This window comes from Paraglaciecola sp. (assembly GCF_039942875.1).
In the GTDB taxonomy this organism is placed as follows: Bacteria; Pseudomonadota; Gammaproteobacteria; order Enterobacterales; family Alteromonadaceae; genus Paraglaciecola.
On sequence record NZ_JBDVBQ010000026.1, the window covers coordinates 75983 to 94428 of the forward strand.

Sequence of the window (18446 nt, forward strand, 5' to 3'; positions counted from 1 at the left end):
TACACCTGTATTAGATGCCTGCTACAAGAGTAAATTTCACTAGAATGTACAGTCAGTCACACAGAAAAAAATTAATTGAGCTAGGTATAAGCTCTGTTACTTTTCCTTTCTGGAAACCTTCTATTTATGTTTAGTTATTGATTATTTTTAGGAAGAATGGGCGGCATGACCACCAACACATTTAAAGTCAAGCTCTTTGCAAAACAGTAGTTGCCAAGTGATGAGAGTAGCTCAAGAAAATTATCTTAATAATTTTAAGACCCAGTTAATTAAGGTTGGCATATAACATGCTTATTCTATTGTGTAAGACAAAAATTTAAGATTAAGTTTTACAAAGAAAAAAGGCCGAGGCTTCGTCTTAAAAAGAATAACCTCGACCAACTTGCTCACGTTAGGAGATGGAGCAAAAAGGTTTCTGTCCGACTGGCAGGGTTAGAGCTGAATACTGGCCTCTCAACCAAACTTCTACACTCTTAGTCCTGTTAGTCGGCGTTTTAATTTACACCTTAAGATGTAAAGAAAACGCAGAAATACTGCTTGTTTCATAAGGCATGAAATCATTTTGCCTTAATGTTTTTACTATGAAAAAAGGCCGGAGCCCCCTCTTCGAAAGGATGACACCGACCAACTTGCTCACGTTAGGAGTTGGAGCAAACTTGGTAATTGCTAAGGAAAACTCCTTAACTTCAAAATAGCGCCCTCCTTAGCATAAAACAGCAACAATCCATTATTGCTTATTTAGGGCATAGCCCTGGGTTGGCCTCTCATTTCCTACCCTCTTTACTTGTTACGTCCCAATCTATCCTAATAAACTCAATGCAGATTGTGGGCGCTGATTTGCCTGACTAAGCACAGTTATACTCGCTTGTTGAACAATTTGTACTCGGGTTAATTCTGCCGTTTCGACGGCAAAATCTGTATCACGAATACGACTTCTTGCCGCTGAAACATTTTCTGATATATTGCTAAGGTTTCTAATAGTCGATTGAAACCTATTTTGTATTGCACCTAAATCAGCTCGTTTCGCATCAATAATAGAGATAGCTTCGGAAATGGAGCCTAAGGTACTAGATGCCTCTGCTTCTGTTAATACTGACGTATCCGTTAGTAACAAGCCAGATGCACCAAAGCCTCCATCACGTTCAACATTCACACTGATAGTTTGCCCAGCATTTGCGCCCACTAAAAATTTAGAGGAAAAAGCTCCATCTAAAATATTAACCCCACCAAACTGCGACGTAGATGCAATACGACTTATTTCCTGTTTCAGAGCCGTTACCTCTTTTTGCAGTGCAACCCTGTCAGCTGACGAGTTAATACCATTTTGAGATTGAACTGCTAAGACCCTTATCCTTTGCAATGCTGTAGTGGTTTCCCCTAGCGCACCTTCAATAGTTTGCGATAGAGAGATCCCATCATTGGCATTCCTAACAGCTTGATCTAACCCCATAACCTGAGTAGTTAAACGATTTGAAATCTGTAAGCCTGCAGCATCATCTTTGGCACTATTGATACGAAAGCCCGAAGACAACCTTTCAAACGAAGTACTCAAACTATTGTTTGAATTAAACAACTGTCTTGTCGCGTTTAAAGACGACACATTTGTATTGACGAATAAACTCATTTTTATCTCCTAACCATTCACTGACTTATATTTTTATTTGTAACGTCAGTGTTTTTTGGTAATGCTAAAATTAAAATTTACACTTATAGTGCGTTTTGGCACATTACGTGCTTTTAGTTAATCGCTAGCTGGTACCCTGGTTAGCATTTTTGTTAAGTGTTACAAGCACAAAAACAAATGCAAAAAAGTGTGAGCATATGCTCAAGCTGACAGACGGAGTTGGTGGCCTTTACCTCAATACCTCACTACCTCCTGGCATCTATTCCGTCTGTTAGCGATCTAACAAAAAAAGCCTAGGCTGGTCTTGTTAAATCAAAGTTACCTCACGCTAAAAATTGTTTTAACGCATTGATAATACTTAATAAATTCATATCCCTCGGTCGGTTGCAGCCTGTCCCCACATTTTGCAATTCGACCGTTTTTAATTGCCTAGAGGCTACCACCCCATCTAAACAATTTTTATCCTCGTGTTCTAAGTTGCAGCCTGCCCCCGCAATTGCTCAACATTATTGCTCATAGCTTTTCCCGATAACTCAAATTAACCATTAACCTTGTAACAAGCTTAAAGCTGATTGCGGACGTTGATTCGCTTGTCCTAGCACAGTTACACTAGCTTGCTGAATGATTTGCCAGCGGGTTAATTCTGCCGTTTCTACGGCAAAATCTGTGTCACGAATACGACTTCTCGCCGCTGATACATTTTCAGATATATTACTTAAATTACGGATAGTTGATTGAAATCTGTTTTGAATAGCACCTAAATCAGCACGTTTAGCATCAATAATAGAAATAGCTTCTAACACTGCCGTTAAAGTCGTCGATGCTTCAGCCTCTGTTAAAACAGAAGTGTCACTTACAGCTAGACCAGAAGCTCCAAAGCCACCTGTTCGCTGTACATTTACGCTAATAGTTTGGCCTGCATTAGCACCCACTAGAAATTTTGAAGAAAATGCACCGTCTAAGATAAAAACGCCACCAAATTGTGATGTAGAAGCAATACGGCTTATTTCTTGTTTTAGAGCGGTTACTTCTTTCTGTAACGCAACTCTATCAGAAGAGGAATTAATACCATTTTGAGATTGTATCGACAAAACACGTATACGCTGTAAAGCTGTCGTAGTTTCGCCTAACGCACCTTCGATGGTTTGGGATAAAGAAATACCATCATTTGCATTTCTAACGGCTTGATCTAAACCGAGAACTTGCGTAGTTAAACGATTAGATATTTGCAGTCCAGCTGCATCATCCTTGGCACTATTAATACGAAAACCTGACGATAAACGTTCAAAAGAAGTGGTTAAATTATTGTTCGACGTAAACAACTGGCGAGTTGCATTTAACGACGACACATTTGTGTTGACGAATAAGCTCATTTCAATCTCCTAACGATTTTTTTGTAAATTCTATTTGGCTATTATTTTTATTAGTTGCCTAAATAGATGTAGAGCTTTTCTTTTATTATTATTTAGCTTCTACGTCGCCGTTCGCTTATATTTTTATTAGTTGCGTAACGTCTATTTAATTTATCGTTCGTATGACGAAAATCCTTTAGAAAAAAAACAATTTATTTTTAAAGTCCTTATTTTACAGATAGTTAAACACAAAAAAGCCGGAGTAAACTCCGGCTGGTCGCTCTTTTATTAGGAGAGAGTGAGCAAAACTCCCAACTGCTCGGTTCGTTAAATCCAGAGCACTACCTCCTGGCTTCTACGCCTCAAAACAGATGAAGAGTCTCGAAACCTAGGTTACTGTGTTATTAACCTAGTAAAGATAGAGCTGACTGTGGACGCTGATTAGCCTGGCTTAAAACCGTTAAACTTGCTTGCTGTACAATCTGGTTACGAGTTAGCTCAGCTGTTTCAGTAGCAAAATCAGTATCTTTGATTCGACTTCTGGCACTCGATACGTTCTCAGAAATATTAGTTAAGTTACGAATAGTTGATTGAAAACGATTCTGTAAAGCACCTAAGTCAGCTCTGACACCACCAATGGCAGATATTGCTTCACTAACAGCAGTCAAAGCAGCAGACGCTCCGGCTTCAGTTTGTACTGTAGTATCGTTAACAGCTAAGCCTGAGGCCCCAAAACCATCAGTTCTAGTAAGACCGACGGCAATAGTCTGACCTGCATTGGCCCCTACTAAGAAAGTCGCAGAAAAATCACCTTTTAATATATCTACACCTCCAAACTGTGTATCAGTTGAGATACGTGTGATTTCAGTTTTAAGGGCACTGACTTCTTTCTGCAAAGCCGTACGGTCAGCAGAAGAGTTAATACCATTCTGTGATTGCACTGCTAGAGTACGAATTCGCTGTAACGCTGTTGTCACTTCGCCTAACGCGCCTTCAGCGGTTTGGGCCAATGATATAGCGTCGTTAGCATTACGTGCGGCCTGGTTTAGACCTTGGATTTGCGTAGTCATTCTGTCGGTAATCTGTAGGCCAGCGGCATCATCTGCAGCGCTGTTAATACGGAATCCTGATGACAAACGTTCAAAAGATGTACTTAAAGCATTCCCTGAATCAAACAACTGACGTTGCGCATTCAAAGAAGATACGTTGGTATTTACGAATAAACTCATGGTTTTCTCCTACACTCTCAGTCCAGACGATGCTGGCGACCGAAACAATTTCGGCTGGTTAAATAACACTAATAGAATAATAATTTTGTACTTCAAAAATCATTATTACTGGCTCTCTCAAAAAATGTATCGACGCTTTTAAAAATCCCTTTAGTCATTCATTGCCTTATTTTTGAGAAATCGGCAATTATTTGCCGTATTGCTATTAATATTTACTTGAGTTTCAATAAGTTAAATTCGATAAAATTATTTTAAAAATGCAGATAAACTGGTCTAAAAAGATAGGAAACTGGGCAGGTCACAATGCTTTTGTGGATTTATGCCACTTTAATGAGCAATTTTATTGCTGCTATCGAGAGGCAACAAACCATATAAGTGCTGACGGGCGAATTTGCATGTTAACAATAAACAATGCAGGTGACGTCCAGAAAAAGGCTCTAATTGATTTACCAAATACCGACCTTAGAGACCCTAAATTAAGTATTACCCCTAGTGGACAAATATTACTCATCGCCTACGCTAGGAAAACAAATAGTGAAAACCGTACTCTTGGTACTCGCAACCTCTGCTGGGTATCCCAAACAGGCGAAAGTTGGTCGTCTTTTAAAGAGTTTGCCGAAAAAGGATGGTGGTTATGGCGAATAACCTGGCACCAAGGCTTAGGGTATGGCTTCGCCTATAACCGCAAACGAAATGCTATAAACTTATTTTCAGGTGATCCCCGTCGCAGTTTTCATCGCCATGTTTCTTCTGCATTTAGCTTAACTAAACACGGCAAAGGTTACCCCAACGAGAGTGACATTATTTTTAATAAGCAAACCGCATATGCCCTGATTAGGCGAGACGCAGACAGTTATACTGCGCAATTAGGGGTGAGTCACTTTCCTTATAAAAACTGGAAATGGGTTGATTTAAACAGATACATTGGCGGCCCTGCAATGCTAGAGCTCAATTCAGGACTTGCTGTAGTAGCAGGAAGAATTATCAAAAAAGGGAAATTAGTAACTGGAGTTTTAACGCTAAACTTAAAAACAGCCAAGTTGACAGAACAACTAATCTTGCCATCTAAGGGTGATAATAGTTATCCAGGTCTGGTACTAAAAGAAACTAAATTATATGTCTGTTATTACTCTTCTCACGAAGACAATAAAAGTAGTGTTTACATGACTCAAATAGATATTAATGAACTAATAGAGTAGCTTAAGAAGTAAACTGAATAAAATGAAACAACTTACAGGTAATCAAATAATGATGTTCCAGTCACCAAACTAAAAGTAGACTGAGCGGCTTGCAGTGCAGTTTCTTGCCGGCTCAACTCCGAAACCGCCTCTGCATAATCGACTTCTTCAATATTTGCTCTTGCGGTTTGGTTGGCAATTTGTAAATTTAAATTCGAAGCTAGCACCGAATCGGCTACATTCATTCTTGCACCAATAGCAGATACCGACTCACCAATGCTCGTTAAAGCGTTATCAGCTCCTGTTAACGCATCCGTTAATGCTTCTTGAAAATCAGAGTCTGAAAGATCTTCATTACTTAAAGCGATAACAAAATCATTTAATGTTTCTGCAATATTCTTTTTTTCAGGTGGTGCCAACTCAAAATCAACAGAATCACCTGTTGTACCGCTAATATTAAATTCTAGGCCTTGATATAAAAAACCACTGCCACTTTCAAAATCTACCGTATCTAATACAGCACCCGTACCAACATTTGTCACTTCTACTTCCGTAGCCGATACGATTGTCAATCTAAACTCATTATTTGCCAAGTTGACTGCATCGTAATTGCTTTCATGAAACTTTTCGAAATTAGCTTGCTCTGCTATTTGCATACTTGAATCTGTCAACCCCACAGAGCCAGTAATGGAAGCTGTATTTCTTGCACTTACATTTTCAAATACATCAAAGCCACTGTTGTTTACCTGTAAATTAACTGAATCAGAAATTTTGATTTCGTTAAAACCATTATCACCTTCAAAATTATATTTATTACCCGGTGAACTGGCATTAAAACTAAAAGCGGGAGACTCTGACTGGTATCCTGCAAAAATATATTCACCAGCAGAATTTTGAGTATTCATTAAATCAAAGACTTGATCGCGTATTTCTTCAATTTCGATAGCGATAGCTCGTTTATCGTCCGCATTAAAAATGCCATTTCCAGATTGCACCATCAGGACTCTTGCTCGGTCGATAGCATCGTTAACACTTCCAAGAACAGTTTCTTCTTGCTCTAGACTGTTATTTAGGAGGTTATTATTGACCTTGAATTGATTTATCTGATCAATTTCTTCAGTTAATCTAATTACTTGCGCAGCACCCACAGGATCATCAGCAGGCGTTAACAACTTTTTCCCAGAAGATAACTGTAACTGTACGTCAGACAAGTCGCTTTGGTTTTCTAAGACAGCTTGAATACTGCGGTCATAAAGTTGTGCTGTTGAAATACGCATAAATCCCCCTAAGCCTCTTAAGAAACCACACTTAAAATTGTATTGAATAAGTCTTGAGCCGTACTCAGCAGCCTAGCGGATGCAGCATAAGATTGCTGATATTTAACCAAGTTCGCCGCTTCTTCATCTAAGCTAACCCCAGACACGGATTGAAACCAATTATTAGATTGGGATTTTAGGGCATCTGCGGCTTGTAGTGAGATATCTGCGCTTGATGCCTTTTGTCCAATATCGGTCACAATATTTGAATAACTTTCATGAAAAGTAACTAGATTGTCAGCACCATTATTATTTAGCAGCATGCTATCTGCAGTTTGCAGGTTAGCTAACGCTAAACCATTGCTGGTATCACTTAAACCATCAGTATTGTATCCAATTGTAAAGCTATCACCGGCTTTCGGCTCGCCCTGCAAACTGAAATCATAACCAGGATAATTATCCATGGCAGAAAACTCACTTGGCCATGCTGGATCAGAAGCTTCAGCTTGAGCCAACATATTTGAAAAACTGGCGGCTCCAGTTACTTCTGCAATCACATTTCCTGCATCATCTAGTACTTGATAATCAGTGGCTGATGTAAAATAAATTTCAGCAGGTGCACCGACACCGCCAACGCCTGTAGGCGAACTGCCTGCACTATGAATACCACCCGCACCATCAAATGCTGAAGCCCCTAAATCTGCAAAGGTATTATCCACGGTAGTATTTGTAACAAAGCTTGATATTACCTCGGTATCACCGAGATTATTTATATTGTTTTCAACGCGAATAGGTGAAGCAAAAGCTAAGTCTTCTGGGCGAGTTATCGCCAACTCAATTGCGCTAGCAGCCTCTTTGGTAGGCTGCAGTAGAAACTCATCTCCGACTGCATATGCATCACCGCTTGCAAATTCCAATTCAATCCCACCTATCACAGAATTAAAGGTGCCTTCTTCTGCGGTTAACCCAGAATAACTTTGGGTGATGGCATTGCCATCTGTGTCTGTAACTGGTGTACCATCTGCATTCACTAAGGCAACGGTAATATCAATGGTATCTGGAGTGCCACTAGTTGTACCATCAACCGTGACACGATAATCGGCACTAGTAAGACTGGAGCTCTCACCAGCAGTCATGCGGCCAGAAACCAATAAGCTGGGATCTGAATTATCAGGATATTTTAAGCCGGTAACCTCTGGCCTAGTAAAAATATCAGTACCTAATTGCTGATCAAAATCCATACCCAGTTTATTTTGGGTATTAACCGCATCGGTTAAAGCTAAGGCTATTTGACCTAACTCCCGGCGACTACTTTCTAGTACTTCATCTCTATATCTAAACAAGCCACCTAAGGTTCCACCCATATCGGTTTCGTGAATATTCAAGCTGGTTGAGTTGTCATCACTAGTTAATTGCAATGAGGTATAACTTAAGTCAGCATCATTACTGACTGTAAATACATTAAATGAGCCATCTTGTAATACTAAAGATTCACCGGATGATAAATTAATTAATACACCACCATCATCAGCATCGACCCGTGTTTCTATCGATACCAACTCAGCAAGTTCCATAATAGCTTGGTCACGCTCGTTTTTTAGTGCACCAGGTTCACTATTAGGATTATTGCCTTGAATGCTGCGTATTGATTCATTTAAATCAGAAATTGACTGAATTAAAGTATTGGCTACGCCAATGGTAGTTTCAAACTCTTTATTGACCTCATCTTCTCTCTCATCTAAAAAATTAGAAACTATGCCTATCTGGCTAACCATTAACTCAGCTTCCCCCAGTACCACCTGTCTCGCGGCCATACTAGTTGGGTCATCAGTGGCTGTCTGAATAGCTGCAAAAAAACGACTCATACTACTTGATATACTGTTGGCTTCACTGGCGAATAAATTGTCTAAAACAGAAGTTTTATCGTAATAGGTTTGAAACTCACTTTGCATGGTGGTATCGCGACGCAATTGATTTTGCGCAAAGGTATTGAGTACCCTTGAAGTAGTAGACTCACCTACTCCTCCATAAAGTTGTCCTTCAAATATAGTTTGCTCTCGCACATACCCTTCAGTATTAACATTGGCAATATTGTTACCAGTAGTAGTTAATAATTGATTACTCGCATTTACACCACTGGTAGCAATGGAATATAAGTCGGCTGTAACAATATTACGATTGGAATTACTTGTAATCATTATGAGAACTCCTAGTTCTAACCGCGAGCTTTAGTATTTCAATCATGGTAAATACTGCTTAAATTGAGGGCTTTCAAATACTGAGATAACCTTATTCGCATATTCGGGGTCAGTGGCATAACCAGCCTTTTGCAATTCAGAGAAGTAGTTTTTGGGTGATTGGGTATTTTTGACAGCTTCTTCGTAACGAGGACTCTGCTGAACTAAATTCACGTAGTCTTTCATTGCCTCAGAAAAGTTTTCATAGACTTTAAAAGGTTGCTTTTTGGTAGAGGCAATTCCTTGTTCAAATTCAAGGGTATCCACTAGCGCTCTATCACCCTGCCAACTTCGGTTCGCTTTTATTCCAAATAAGTTATGGGAGTTTTCACCATCAACATTATGGATCATGTGTTTACCCCAGCCAGTTTCTAGTGCAGCCTGGGCGAGTAAAGCTTTAGGATCAAGTCCTAGCGTTTCTGCCGCCTGTTGGGCTATTGGATATAGCTGCTCTACGAAAGCTTGGGCATCAGTAAAACCAGGAGATTTAAAGGCATTAGATGACTTAACTTGCTGATCTAAATCTCTACCTTGATTGCTAGGGTTCAAATCACCTAAAACAGTGCTTTGTGCTATTTGAGTTTGATTGATTGACTGACGATTAATACTAGATAAATTACCATCATCACGGATAACTCCAGCCGGCATATAACCATCGCCTAACTGACCTAATTGGCGCACGATAATATCAGCTAAGCCAATACTTCCATTGCTGGATAAATCAGTAGCGAGCTGTTGGTCATGCATATCCCGGTAGAATTTTACCTGCTCAGAATTAGTAGTACTGTCTTTATCAGCCAGCACATCTTGTGCTTTACGCATAGACTTCAGCATCATTTGTACAAATATTGCTTCAAACTGCTTAGCCGCCTCTTCTAGAGCTGCCTTATCACCACTTTGGGCAGCTTGACGTAAGGTATCCAAACCTTTTATGTCGTTGGCGTTTCTAGATGCCTCTAAGGGGCTTTGGGTAAGTAGTGTTTGGTCCATAATAAGTGCTAGATAACCACGAGTTCGCCCTGCAGGGCACCGGCTTCTCGGAGGGCTTCAAGTATCGCCATAAGGTCTCCCGGCGCGGCCCCAACCTCGTTAACAGCCCGTACCAATTCATCAAGAGTCACACCTGGGTCAAAGCTAAACATACGGGTATCGTCTAAATTCACATCAACAATTGACTGAGTAGTAACCACAGTATCACCATCTGCTAATGCATTAGGTTGAGATACCATTTGATTTTCAGCAATGGTGACTGTCAATCCACCATGGGTGATAGCTGCAGGCAACAGACGAACATCTTGACCTATCACTATGGTGCCAGTACGACTATTAATAACCACACGAGCCGATGCTTTAGCCGGAGTAAACTCAAAATTTTCTAAAATGGCCAAAAAACCGACTCTTTGCCCCACATCTCTAGGTGCAGTAACTCGCACAGAAGCAGCATCTAATGGGGTAGCAATCACATAACCTTTAGATGGATCTGCTCCTAATCGGCTATTTATGGTATCGGCTAAAATTTTTGCAGTGGTAAAATCGGGATAATTTAAGTTGAGGGTTAAAAAGTCATTCTGCATAAATCCACTGGTAACGGCACGCTCTACCAATGCACCATTAGCAATCCTGCCCACTGTTGGTGTATTAACAACTATTTTTGAGCCATCGCCCCCTTCGGCACCAAAACCACTCACTACTAAGCTTCCCTGAGCCACAGCGTAGACATTGCCATCTAACCCTTTCAAAAAAGTTTGTACCAAAGTGCCACCCTGCAAACTTGCAGCCTCTCCAATTGATGAAACGGTTACATCTATGGTTTGCCCCGGCTTAACAAAGGGTTTTAATTCTGCGTGGACTGCAACAGCCGCTACATTTTTTATTTTAGGTTTAACACTGCTATCTAAACTAATGCCAAAGTTCGCTAACATGGTTCTAAAACTTTGCTCAGTAAATGGGCTTTGCTCACCTGTTCCCGGTAAACCTACTACAAGCCCATAACCAACCAGTTGGTTACTTCTGACGCCCTGAATTGACGCTAAATCTTTAATTCTTTGAGCATTAGATAGGGGCGATAAAATCAAGCTAGCGAACACAAAAAGGGATACAAATATTTTCATTTAACTCTCCAGCCTAAAACGGCCAATATTCCGATGAGAAAAAGCCACTCAACCAGCCAGCTTGCTGAGCTGAAGCAAAACTGCCTGTGCCGCTGTATTGAATGCGTGCGTTAGCTATTTTAGTAGAGACAATCTCATTGGTTGGACTGACATCTGCAGGGCGAACAACCCCAGTTAAACGAATATACTCATCACCATTATTCAAAGTAAGCCACTTTTCGCCTCTCACTAATAAATTCTGATTGGCTAAGACTTGCACCACAGTCACTGAAATATTGCCACTGAGATTATTGCTCTGATTAGCAGATGCATCGCCGTCAAACTCATTCGAGGTATCTAACCCTAATTGAATAGATTGGCCTCCAATATTTACTGCGTTGCCACCTAATCCTATGATGGGACTAACATCTATACCTGTTTCTTTAGAATTACTAGTACCAGCTGACTTTGTTGCACTGGTGTTTTCTTGCAGGGTAACAGTAATAATGTCACCTACCCTCCTGGCCTTAACATCTGAATACAAACTATCAGCCATGTCTGACTGAAAAATGGCCCCATCACTGGAAATCTTTTGTCGCGGAGACTCGGGCACAATAGGGGCATAGAAAGGATCATTCGGAAGAGGGTTGTGAGCGCTCGTTGAGCCACACCCTGCTAAAATTAACGCTCCTAAAAAAGCCGTAGTCACTTTCACTAAGATTTGATACATCATCAAATTGCCCCTTCTACTATAACTGCTGAATGACCTGACCTAACATAGTGTCAACAGCAGAAATAACTTTAGAATTCATCTCGTACAATCGTTGACTCTCAATCAAATTCACCAACTCTTCTGTTACATTGACGTTGGAGGTCTCAAGAGCACCTTGTAAAATTGTGCCAATGCCTTCTAACCCAGGTACACCTTGAATCGGCGCACCACTTACTGCTGTTTCAACATATAAGTTCTGCCCAATTGGTTGCAACCCTGTGTCATTAATAAAATCAGACAAGGTAATTTGCCCCAGTACTTGAGGTTCAGCTTCACCGTTTATTGAGGCAGAAACTTCACCATCCTGAGACACAGTAATTTGCTGGGCATCTTCTGGAACTGTTATTTCTGGCTGTAATAAAAATCCTGCTCCTGGTGTCACGATTTGCCCTTGATCATTTAAGGTAAACTGGCCATTACGGGTGTAAGCAATGGACCCATCAGGTTGTAAAACTTCAAAAAAACCATTGCCGTTTACAAGCATATCTAAAGCGTTATCTGTGGTTAACATATTGCCCTGGGTATGACTTTTTTGCGTAGCAACTACTTTACTACCAGCCCCCAGCATCAAACCTGAAGGTAACTCAGTATCTGCTGATGAGCGGCCACCAGGCTGGTTAATATTTTGATACAGTAAATCTTCAAAAACCGCCCTGTCTTTTTTGAATCCGACTGTGCTGGCATTTGCCAAGTTATTGGATATTACCGCCACATCTGTTTGCGCGGCGTCTAAACCAGTTTTACTTATCCATAATGCGGGATGCATAGGTTGTCTCCTAAAATCACTAAATTTGTTACGGTTATTTAAATGATACGCAGCAATTGATTACCACGAGTATCCATACTCTCAGCGCGTTTCATTAACTTAACTTGCATTTCATAATGGCGCTGCAATGTAATCATGCTAACCATCTCTTCTACTGGGTTAACATTACTGCTTTCTAAAAAACCTGTATGAATCGATACGGTAGGGTCTTCTGCAGCCAATTCACCATCTTTCATACGAAACAGCCCATCTGAGCCTCGCTGCATATTAGCCACATCAGGGTTTACAAATTTCAACCGTCCCACTTCTTCTAAGACACTTTCAGGTGCGCCCTGTGGTTGCACAGACAAAGTACCATCAGTGGCAATATTGATATTTGAAACAGGGATGGGCAGAAAAACTGGCCCAAAATCTCCCACAACGGCATTACCATGAGAATCTTTTAATTCTCCATTAGCTCCTAACTCAAAACTACCATTGCGGCTATACGCCTCATTACCATTTGCATCTAGAACCGAAAACCACCCGTCACCTTGCAATGCTAGGTCTAATTCACGGCCAGTCTGTATCATAGTCCCCCCCTCATAATCATTTGAGGGACTCTCTGTCATTGAGAATACTCGTGTCGGCAAACCTTCGCCGTATGCCGGCATTGCTCGAGCTTGTTCTAACTGAGCCTTAAAGCCAGTAGTTTGAGCATTAGCTAGGTTATTAGCGCGGACTGAAGCACCAACCAAATCTTGATTAGCACCACTTGCGGCAATGTAGAGTAATTTATCCATGACAGAATCTTGACTTAATGAAAATATTACAGATAGATGTGCAAATAGGGTGCCAGCTATATAAATAAGACAAGTTAACACTGCAGAATGATTAAACAAAAAAGGGCTACCAAATGGCAGCCCTTAAAAACCATACAAATCAAATAGTTACTATCTAATATTCAATACTGTTTGATTAAGCTGATTATTTATTTCCAATGCACGGGAGTTAGCTTGGAAGTTACGCTGGGCAATAATCAAGTCAATCAACTCTGTGGTGAGGTTAACATTTGCCTGCTCTAATGCCGAAGAATTAATGTCTCCAAAGGTACCTGTCGTTGCTTCACCTGCTAAACCTTCGCCAGAAGCGATACTTTCTTTCCAGGCAGTGTTACTTTGTTGTGTCAGGCCTTGCTCGTTAGCAAACCTTACCAAAGCAACCCGAATGATAGGCTCAGATGTACCATTTGAATAAGTTGCCCGTAACAAGCCATCGGTATCTATATCAACCCCTGTTAATCTACCAACCGCTAAACCATCTTGCTCTAAAGATGTTACCTCAAATGCAGACGCATATTGAGTAGGCTCATCCGCTACCGATGTAAGAGAGTTCAACACAAAATTAGTGGTAACAGTCTGGCTCGGCTCAGAGCCATTCGTCAATATACCAGCACCAAGCTCAGCTGATAGTGCATCACCTAAAGGAAGATCATCACCATTAGAGTCTTGCATTGACGTAAAGTCACCACCACTACTGAACACCATTTTAAAGGCAGAAACACCAGAGCCAGCAGTACCATCACCTAAGGATGTCACACCTACCTCATTAGTGGTTCCTCCCACTCCATCTTCTAATGGAAGATCATCTACATAGGTTACGCCAATCCATTCATTGCTGCTTGCCGCGGTACTATCTTTCATGAAGTAATAGGTCATTACATGGCTATCACCTAAAGAGTCATAAATAGTGATTGATGTCGCTGAGTTATAAGTTGTCGGGTCATCTGGGTCAAATAATGCAGGATCAACAGCCTCTTCACCTGCTGGTAAATTCATCGTAAGAGAGACTTCTGATGTGGCAGAAGGTGAACCTGATGAGTCAGGAATGGTAACGGGTTCTGTAGTACTTAATGCGACAGAAGCTGATGTACCATCTGTGTTGACTGGGAAGCCTAATAAATGATCGCCATTTGAGTTAACCACAAAGTTGTCAGAATTTAATTTGAACGCCCCAGCTCGGGTGTAAGAAAAGTCACGGTTATCTATATCTGGTACAGTGGCAAAAAAACCAGTACCTGTTACAGCTAAGTCCAATGCATTTTCAGTGAACTGTAAACTACCTTGCGAAAACTGTTGAGCAACTTCTTGAGTTAGTACCCCATCACCCACTTTAGTTTTACCACCTGCTAACAGGGATTGTGCATAAACATCACCAAATTCAGCACGGGATTCTTTAAAGCCCACTGTATTCACGTTAGCAATGTTATTTGCCGTTGTATCTAGGTCTCTCTGCGCCGCTGATACGCCGCTTAGTGCTATATTAAAAGACATATTTAATTACTCCTGTTAACCACCGATTTGAATTACGTCGTCAAGTGTGACACTGACATCGCCATCCAAATTAAGAATTATACCTTGGCTACTGGCCGCCAAACTGACACTATCAACGTGCCTGTTTATCGCGGTTGGCATTTGAACCGACTCACCGCTAATTTTTCCTTGAGCACTGACAACATAATTGCCAACCGGCATATAATTGCCATTTGCGTCTGTGCCATCCCAATTAAACTCAATATTGCCTGCTGCTTGTGTGCCGGCACTTATGGTTTTAACAATCTCACCTGTTTCGTTTTCTATGGTAATTTCTAAGTTCTGAATCGTTTCTTCACTAATGACTACACCAGAAATACTTTGTCCTTCTTCGGATATATACCCTATGTCACCTTGTAACAATACATCTTGTCCAATTAAGCTTGACGCTTGTAACGCTTGGTTTGATGTCATTGAACTTGCAAAATCACCAAACTGAGTATTAAGCTGATCGATACCGTCAGCCATAGTAAAGCTGGTCATCTGTGCGACCATTTGGTCGTTATCTACCGGAGCAGTAGGATCCTGATTCGCTAATTGTTCAGTTAATAGAGAAAAGAAATCTTCCTGAGATAAGGTCTGATTAGAATCATCTGCCACTTCAGGAGTTTCTGGCTGCCAATAAAGAGAGCTATTTAAGCCATTGTTTACTGTATCCACTATCTTTCCTCTCTGTAAGTCATTTCAGTAAGCACCTGATTAACTACCTTGACCAAGTCTCAACACGTTTCTAAAAATACGTTTGGTGGTATCAGCGACTTGAACATTAGTTTCATAGGCTTTAGAAGCTGACATCATGTCTGCCATCTCTTCAACAACGTTAACGTTAGGTTTATATATATAACCATCGCCATCAGCCATTGGATGTCCAGGGCTGTATTCAATTTGTAATGGTTTAGTACTCTCAACCACGCCGAGCACATTCACCCGAGAACCAGCGCTTTGCTCTTGTGATGCACGTTGCATTTCAGCGGCAAATACAGGGTGACGAGCTTTGTAGGTATCTTCGTAACTACTACTAACACTATTCGCGTTAGCGACGTTACTGGCGGTGGTGTTCAAACGAATACTCTGTGCACTCATGCCCGTACTGGCGATATCCATTACATTAAATAGACTCATTATTGCTGCCCTCCACTGATGGCCTTTTTCATGCCTTTAATCTTGCCGTTAAGAAATTCCATGCCAGCTTGATAACGTAGGCCATTGTCTAAGAAGGTATTTCTTTCGATTTGCACATCTACCGTATTACCATCACCTGTATCAGGTTGATTTGGGGTACGGAATTGTAAATCATCAACGGCTTTCATTGAGCCTTTAATATGACCTTCGTGTGTTCGGGTTAGATTGTGACTTTGATTGAACTGTGCAGATTTCATCGCCTGCTGAAAATCAATATCTTTTGCTTTATAACCCGGTGTATTGGCGTTAGCGAGATTTCCAGCGATAACTTCCATTCGCTCAGTGCGAACTTGTAAAGCCTTATGATGAAACCCCATCAATTTATCTAAGCTGATTGCCATGTATTTCTCCTCTATGGACTAGACAAAGCAAAGCCTATGCCAGAGAGGAGTATTCAGTGAAAAATAATCGAAATACTGGATTTAAGAAGGGTTTTTGCGGTAATACAGGCCAGATTGGCAACGAACCATAGTGAATTCATCTGTTAAATTAGATATAGATTCAGATGCTCCTAAAAATAATATGCCGTCTTCTTGCAGGCAAGCGGCAAACTTTTGCAGGATTTGCTTTTTAACTTCAGGTGAAAAGTAAATCAGCACATTTCGACAAAAGATAATGTCAAAACGCCCTAGTGATTGATAACTGCCTAACAAATTTAAGGGTTTAAATTGCGTTAACGCCCTAACATTTGGCTTTACTCTTAATTTATCACTACCCACAGGTTCAAAATATTCAGTCTTAAATTTATCTTCTATGCCTCTAGACATAGCCAAATAATCGTATTCTGCAAGTTTAGCCTGTTGTAACATTTCGTCAGAAATATCAGTACCTATTATTTCTGCACCATACCGAAGACCACTACCTAATTTATTAAAATTCAGAATTGTCATGGCAATTGAATAAGCTTCTTGTCCAGATGAACAAGCAGCACTCCAAACTCTAAGGGGGCTAGGTTTAGTTGCGAACTGCTGCAAGATATCCTTTTCTAACAACACGAAAGGGTATCGGTCACGAAACCATAAAGTCTCGTTAGTGGTCATAGCCTCGACCGCGAGTTCTCGAACTCGCCTATCTCCAGCTAAAATTTTATCAATACAGTCTTCAATAGAGTCTAACTGTAACTGCCTAACAATAGGCGATAAACGGCTGCGAACTAGGTACTGTCTATTGTTACCTAAGACGATGCCGCAAGATTGCTCTAGAAACTGCGCAAAAGAAGAGTAGCGTTTTATATCTAGGTCTTTTTCCATTATCCCACCCACTTATTTTCTAATAACAAACAAGATTCCATTTTAGCGAGCAACACCTTTTACAAAGCTACATTTATTTCGTATTACCAAACCATTTTTGCACTGACGTTGCCAGCTCGTCAGGGTGAAATTTAGCAATAAAGTCATCAGCCCCTACTTTCTGCACCATAGCTTGGTTAAACACACCACTCAATGACGTATGCAAAATCACGTGTAAGTTTTTAAGCTCAGGAGTATTTCTAATTTCTGCTGTTAGGGTATAACCGTCCATCTCTGGCATTTCAATATCAGAAACTAACACACCTACTTTATCGGTAACATCGCCGGTTTCAGCCCCAATTTCCTTCAAGCGTTCAAGTGCTTCTAAACCATTTTTAGCAAGTTCAATTTCTAAGCCTAAAGCTGATAGAGCTTTTTTAACTTGGTTACGGGCAACAGAAGAGTCGTCAGCGATAAAAATAATTTTTTGTTGGGTTTCGTTTTCAACATCAATAGTGCTTTCAAAGTCATCACTTAAGTCGGTATTGACAGGAGATATCTCATTCAAAATTTTCTCAACATCTAAAATTTCGATTAGTTCGTCTTCTATTTCTGTTACCGCTGTTAAATAGCTTGCCTTACCACTGCCTTTCGGCGGCGGCATAATCGACTGCCAATTGGTGTTAATAATACGTTCAACTGAACCCACCAAAAACCCCTGCACTGAGCTGTTATACTCTGCAATAATAATAAAAGAGTTTTCCACATCTTCAATGCGTTTCCCTCCAGTAGCCAAACTCATATCAATAACAGATATAGTTTGCCCACGTATATGCGCTATACCTCTAACCAAGCCATTTAATTTGGGCATAGAAGTTAGAGGGGGACATTGTAGAACCTCTCGCACTTTAAATACGTTTATACCAAATCTTTGTCTTGAATTAAGTTTGAACAGTAATAACTCTAACCTGTTTTCACCCACCAACTGCGTACGCTGGTTAACTGAGTTAAGGATTTCAGACATATGTAACTCCAATTCATTTAAATCCGGCGTGTAATTTGCTTTACGACTTTATATCGTAACAAATAATTGACGCTTTCTACCTAACCTACTGAACCCAACGGTATCAATAGGTTGTGTTTAAAACCTAAGGTTTAATGCCTCTAGCATAGACAACTT

General features: G+C 40.5%; 17 protein-coding genes. 1 reads left to right on the top strand and 16 read right to left on the bottom strand.

Annotated elements, in window-relative coordinates; all coding sequences use genetic code 11:
* Positions 1 to 799: 799 nt before the first annotated feature.
* The 3 genes from ABJE44_RS08620 to ABJE44_RS08630 form a co-directional block, all read right to left on the bottom strand.
* Positions 800 to 1624, bottom strand: coding sequence for a flagellin (locus ABJE44_RS08620; protein ID WP_348111639.1), 825 nt, complete (start codon positions 1622 to 1624; stop codon positions 800 to 802).
* 545 nt (positions 1625 to 2169) lie between these two features.
* Positions 2170 to 2997 (bottom strand): flagellin, encoded by an 828-nt coding sequence (locus ABJE44_RS08625; RefSeq protein WP_348111640.1) that lies wholly within the window; start codon positions 2995 to 2997, stop codon positions 2170 to 2172.
* 383 nt (positions 2998 to 3380) lie between these two features.
* Entirely contained in the window at positions 3381 to 4205 is an 825-nt protein-coding gene (locus ABJE44_RS08630) for a flagellin (RefSeq protein ID WP_133469204.1), read from the bottom strand.
* Between the two features lie 395 nt (positions 4206 to 4600).
* Here ABJE44_RS08630 and ABJE44_RS08635 point away from each other — a divergent pair, with 395 nt between their 5' ends.
* Positions 4601 to 5404, top strand: coding sequence for a hypothetical protein (locus ABJE44_RS08635; protein ID WP_348111641.1), 804 nt, complete (start codon positions 4601 to 4603; stop codon positions 5402 to 5404).
* Positions 5405 to 5436: 32 nt separating this feature from the next.
* On the opposite strand, the gene flgL is transcribed toward ABJE44_RS08635, so the two are convergent.
* The 13 genes from flgL to ABJE44_RS08700 form a co-directional block, all read right to left on the bottom strand.
* Positions 5437 to 6660 (bottom strand): flagellar hook-associated protein FlgL, encoded by a 1224-nt coding sequence (gene flgL / locus ABJE44_RS08640; RefSeq protein WP_348111642.1) that lies wholly within the window; start codon positions 6658 to 6660, stop codon positions 5437 to 5439.
* Between the two features lie 17 nt (positions 6661 to 6677).
* On the bottom strand, positions 6678 to 8837 hold the full coding sequence (flgK, locus tag ABJE44_RS08645; RefSeq protein WP_348111643.1) for a flagellar hook-associated protein FlgK: 2160 nt from the start codon (positions 8835 to 8837) through the stop codon (positions 6678 to 6680).
* A 42-nt stretch (positions 8838 to 8879) separates the two neighbouring features.
* Positions 8880 to 9866, bottom strand: a complete 987-nt coding sequence (gene flgJ / locus ABJE44_RS08650; protein ID WP_348111644.1) for a flagellar assembly peptidoglycan hydrolase FlgJ — start codon at positions 9864 to 9866, stop codon at positions 8880 to 8882.
* An 8-nt stretch (positions 9867 to 9874) separates the two neighbouring features.
* Entirely contained in the window at positions 9875 to 10987 is a 1113-nt protein-coding gene (locus tag ABJE44_RS08655) for a flagellar basal body P-ring protein FlgI (RefSeq protein ID WP_348111645.1), read from the bottom strand.
* A 13-nt stretch (positions 10988 to 11000) separates the two neighbouring features.
* Entirely contained in the window at positions 11001 to 11699 is a 699-nt protein-coding gene (flgH, locus tag ABJE44_RS08660; protein WP_348111646.1) for a flagellar basal body L-ring protein FlgH, read from the bottom strand.
* 16 nt (positions 11700 to 11715) lie between these two features.
* Complete coding sequence (gene flgG / locus ABJE44_RS08665) at positions 11716 to 12504, bottom strand: flagellar basal-body rod protein FlgG (RefSeq protein ID WP_133469198.1); 789 nt, start codon at positions 12502 to 12504, stop codon at positions 11716 to 11718.
* Positions 12505 to 12542: 38 nt separating this feature from the next.
* Entirely contained in the window at positions 12543 to 13286 is a 744-nt protein-coding gene (gene flgF, locus ABJE44_RS08670; RefSeq protein WP_348111647.1) for a flagellar basal-body rod protein FlgF, read from the bottom strand.
* 150 nt (positions 13287 to 13436) lie between these two features.
* The gene (gene flgE / locus ABJE44_RS08675) at positions 13437 to 14816 is read right to left on the bottom strand and encodes a flagellar hook protein FlgE (protein WP_348111648.1); all 1380 of its coding nucleotides are present in this window, start codon (positions 14814 to 14816) and stop codon (positions 13437 to 13439) included.
* 15 nt (positions 14817 to 14831) lie between these two features.
* Positions 14832 to 15515: a flagellar hook assembly protein FlgD gene (gene flgD / locus ABJE44_RS08680; RefSeq protein WP_348111649.1), complete on the bottom strand. Its 684-nt coding sequence runs from the start codon at positions 15513 to 15515 to the stop codon at positions 14832 to 14834.
* 39 nt (positions 15516 to 15554) lie between these two features.
* Positions 15555 to 15977 carry a flagellar basal body rod protein FlgC gene (gene flgC, locus ABJE44_RS08685; protein WP_133469194.1) on the bottom strand — a complete coding sequence of 141 codons (423 nt, stop codon included), beginning with the start codon at positions 15975 to 15977 and terminating at the stop codon, positions 15555 to 15557.
* Positions 15977 to 16378: a flagellar basal body rod protein FlgB gene (gene flgB / locus ABJE44_RS08690; RefSeq protein ID WP_133469193.1), complete on the bottom strand. Its 402-nt coding sequence runs from the start codon at positions 16376 to 16378 to the stop codon at positions 15977 to 15979. Before flgB ends, flgC begins: the two co-directional genes overlap by 1 nt.
* A gap of 81 nt (positions 16379 to 16459) precedes the next feature.
* Positions 16460 to 17287, bottom strand: a complete 828-nt coding sequence (locus ABJE44_RS08695) for a protein-glutamate O-methyltransferase CheR (RefSeq protein WP_348111650.1) — start codon at positions 17285 to 17287, stop codon at positions 16460 to 16462.
* A 73-nt stretch (positions 17288 to 17360) separates the two neighbouring features.
* Positions 17361 to 18290 carry a chemotaxis protein CheV gene (locus tag ABJE44_RS08700; protein WP_133469192.1) on the bottom strand — a complete coding sequence of 310 codons (930 nt, stop codon included), beginning with the start codon at positions 18288 to 18290 and terminating at the stop codon, positions 17361 to 17363.
* Between the last annotated feature and the right edge of the window lie 156 nt (positions 18291 to 18446).

Coding starts and splice junctions, on each gene's coding strand:
- ABJE44_RS08620 (WP_348111639.1), bottom strand. CDS start 1,624: ATGAGTTTATTCGTCAATACAAATGTGTCGTCTTTAAACGCGACAAGA.
- ABJE44_RS08625 (WP_348111640.1), bottom strand. CDS start 2,997: ATGAGCTTATTCGTCAACACAAATGTGTCGTCGTTAAATGCAACTCGC.
- ABJE44_RS08630 (WP_133469204.1), bottom strand. CDS start 4,205: ATGAGTTTATTCGTAAATACCAACGTATCTTCTTTGAATGCGCAACGT.
- ABJE44_RS08635 (WP_348111641.1), top strand. CDS start 4,601: ATGTTAACAATAAACAATGCAGGTGACGTCCAGAAAAAGGCTCTAATT.
- flgL (WP_348111642.1), bottom strand. CDS start 6,660: ATGCGTATTTCAACAGCACAACTTTATGACCGCAGTATTCAAGCTGTC.
- flgK (WP_348111643.1), bottom strand. CDS start 8,837: ATGATTACAAGTAATTCCAATCGTAATATTGTTACAGCCGACTTATAT.
- flgJ (WP_348111644.1), bottom strand. CDS start 9,866: ATGGACCAAACACTACTTACCCAAAGCCCCTTAGAGGCATCTAGAAAC.
- ABJE44_RS08655 (WP_348111645.1), bottom strand. CDS start 10,987: ATGAAAATATTTGTATCCCTTTTTGTGTTCGCTAGCTTGATTTTATCG.
- flgH (WP_348111646.1), bottom strand. CDS start 11,699: ATGATGTATCAAATCTTAGTGAAAGTGACTACGGCTTTTTTAGGAGCG.
- flgG (WP_133469198.1), bottom strand. CDS start 12,504: ATGCATCCCGCATTATGGATAAGTAAAACTGGTTTAGACGCCGCGCAA.
- flgF (WP_348111647.1), bottom strand. CDS start 13,286: ATGGATAAATTACTCTACATTGCCGCAAGTGGTGCTAATCAAGATTTG.
- flgE (WP_348111648.1), bottom strand. CDS start 14,816: ATGTCTTTTAATATAGCACTAAGCGGCGTATCAGCGGCGCAGAGAGAC.
- flgC (WP_133469194.1), bottom strand. CDS start 15,977: ATGAGTCTATTTAATGTAATGGATATCGCCAGTACGGGCATGAGTGCA.
- flgB (WP_133469193.1), bottom strand. CDS start 16,378: ATGGCAATCAGCTTAGATAAATTGATGGGGTTTCATCATAAGGCTTTA.
- ABJE44_RS08695 (WP_348111650.1), bottom strand. CDS start 17,287: ATGGAAAAAGACCTAGATATAAAACGCTACTCTTCTTTTGCGCAGTTT.
- ABJE44_RS08700 (WP_133469192.1), bottom strand. CDS start 18,290: ATGTCTGAAATCCTTAACTCAGTTAACCAGCGTACGCAGTTGGTGGGT.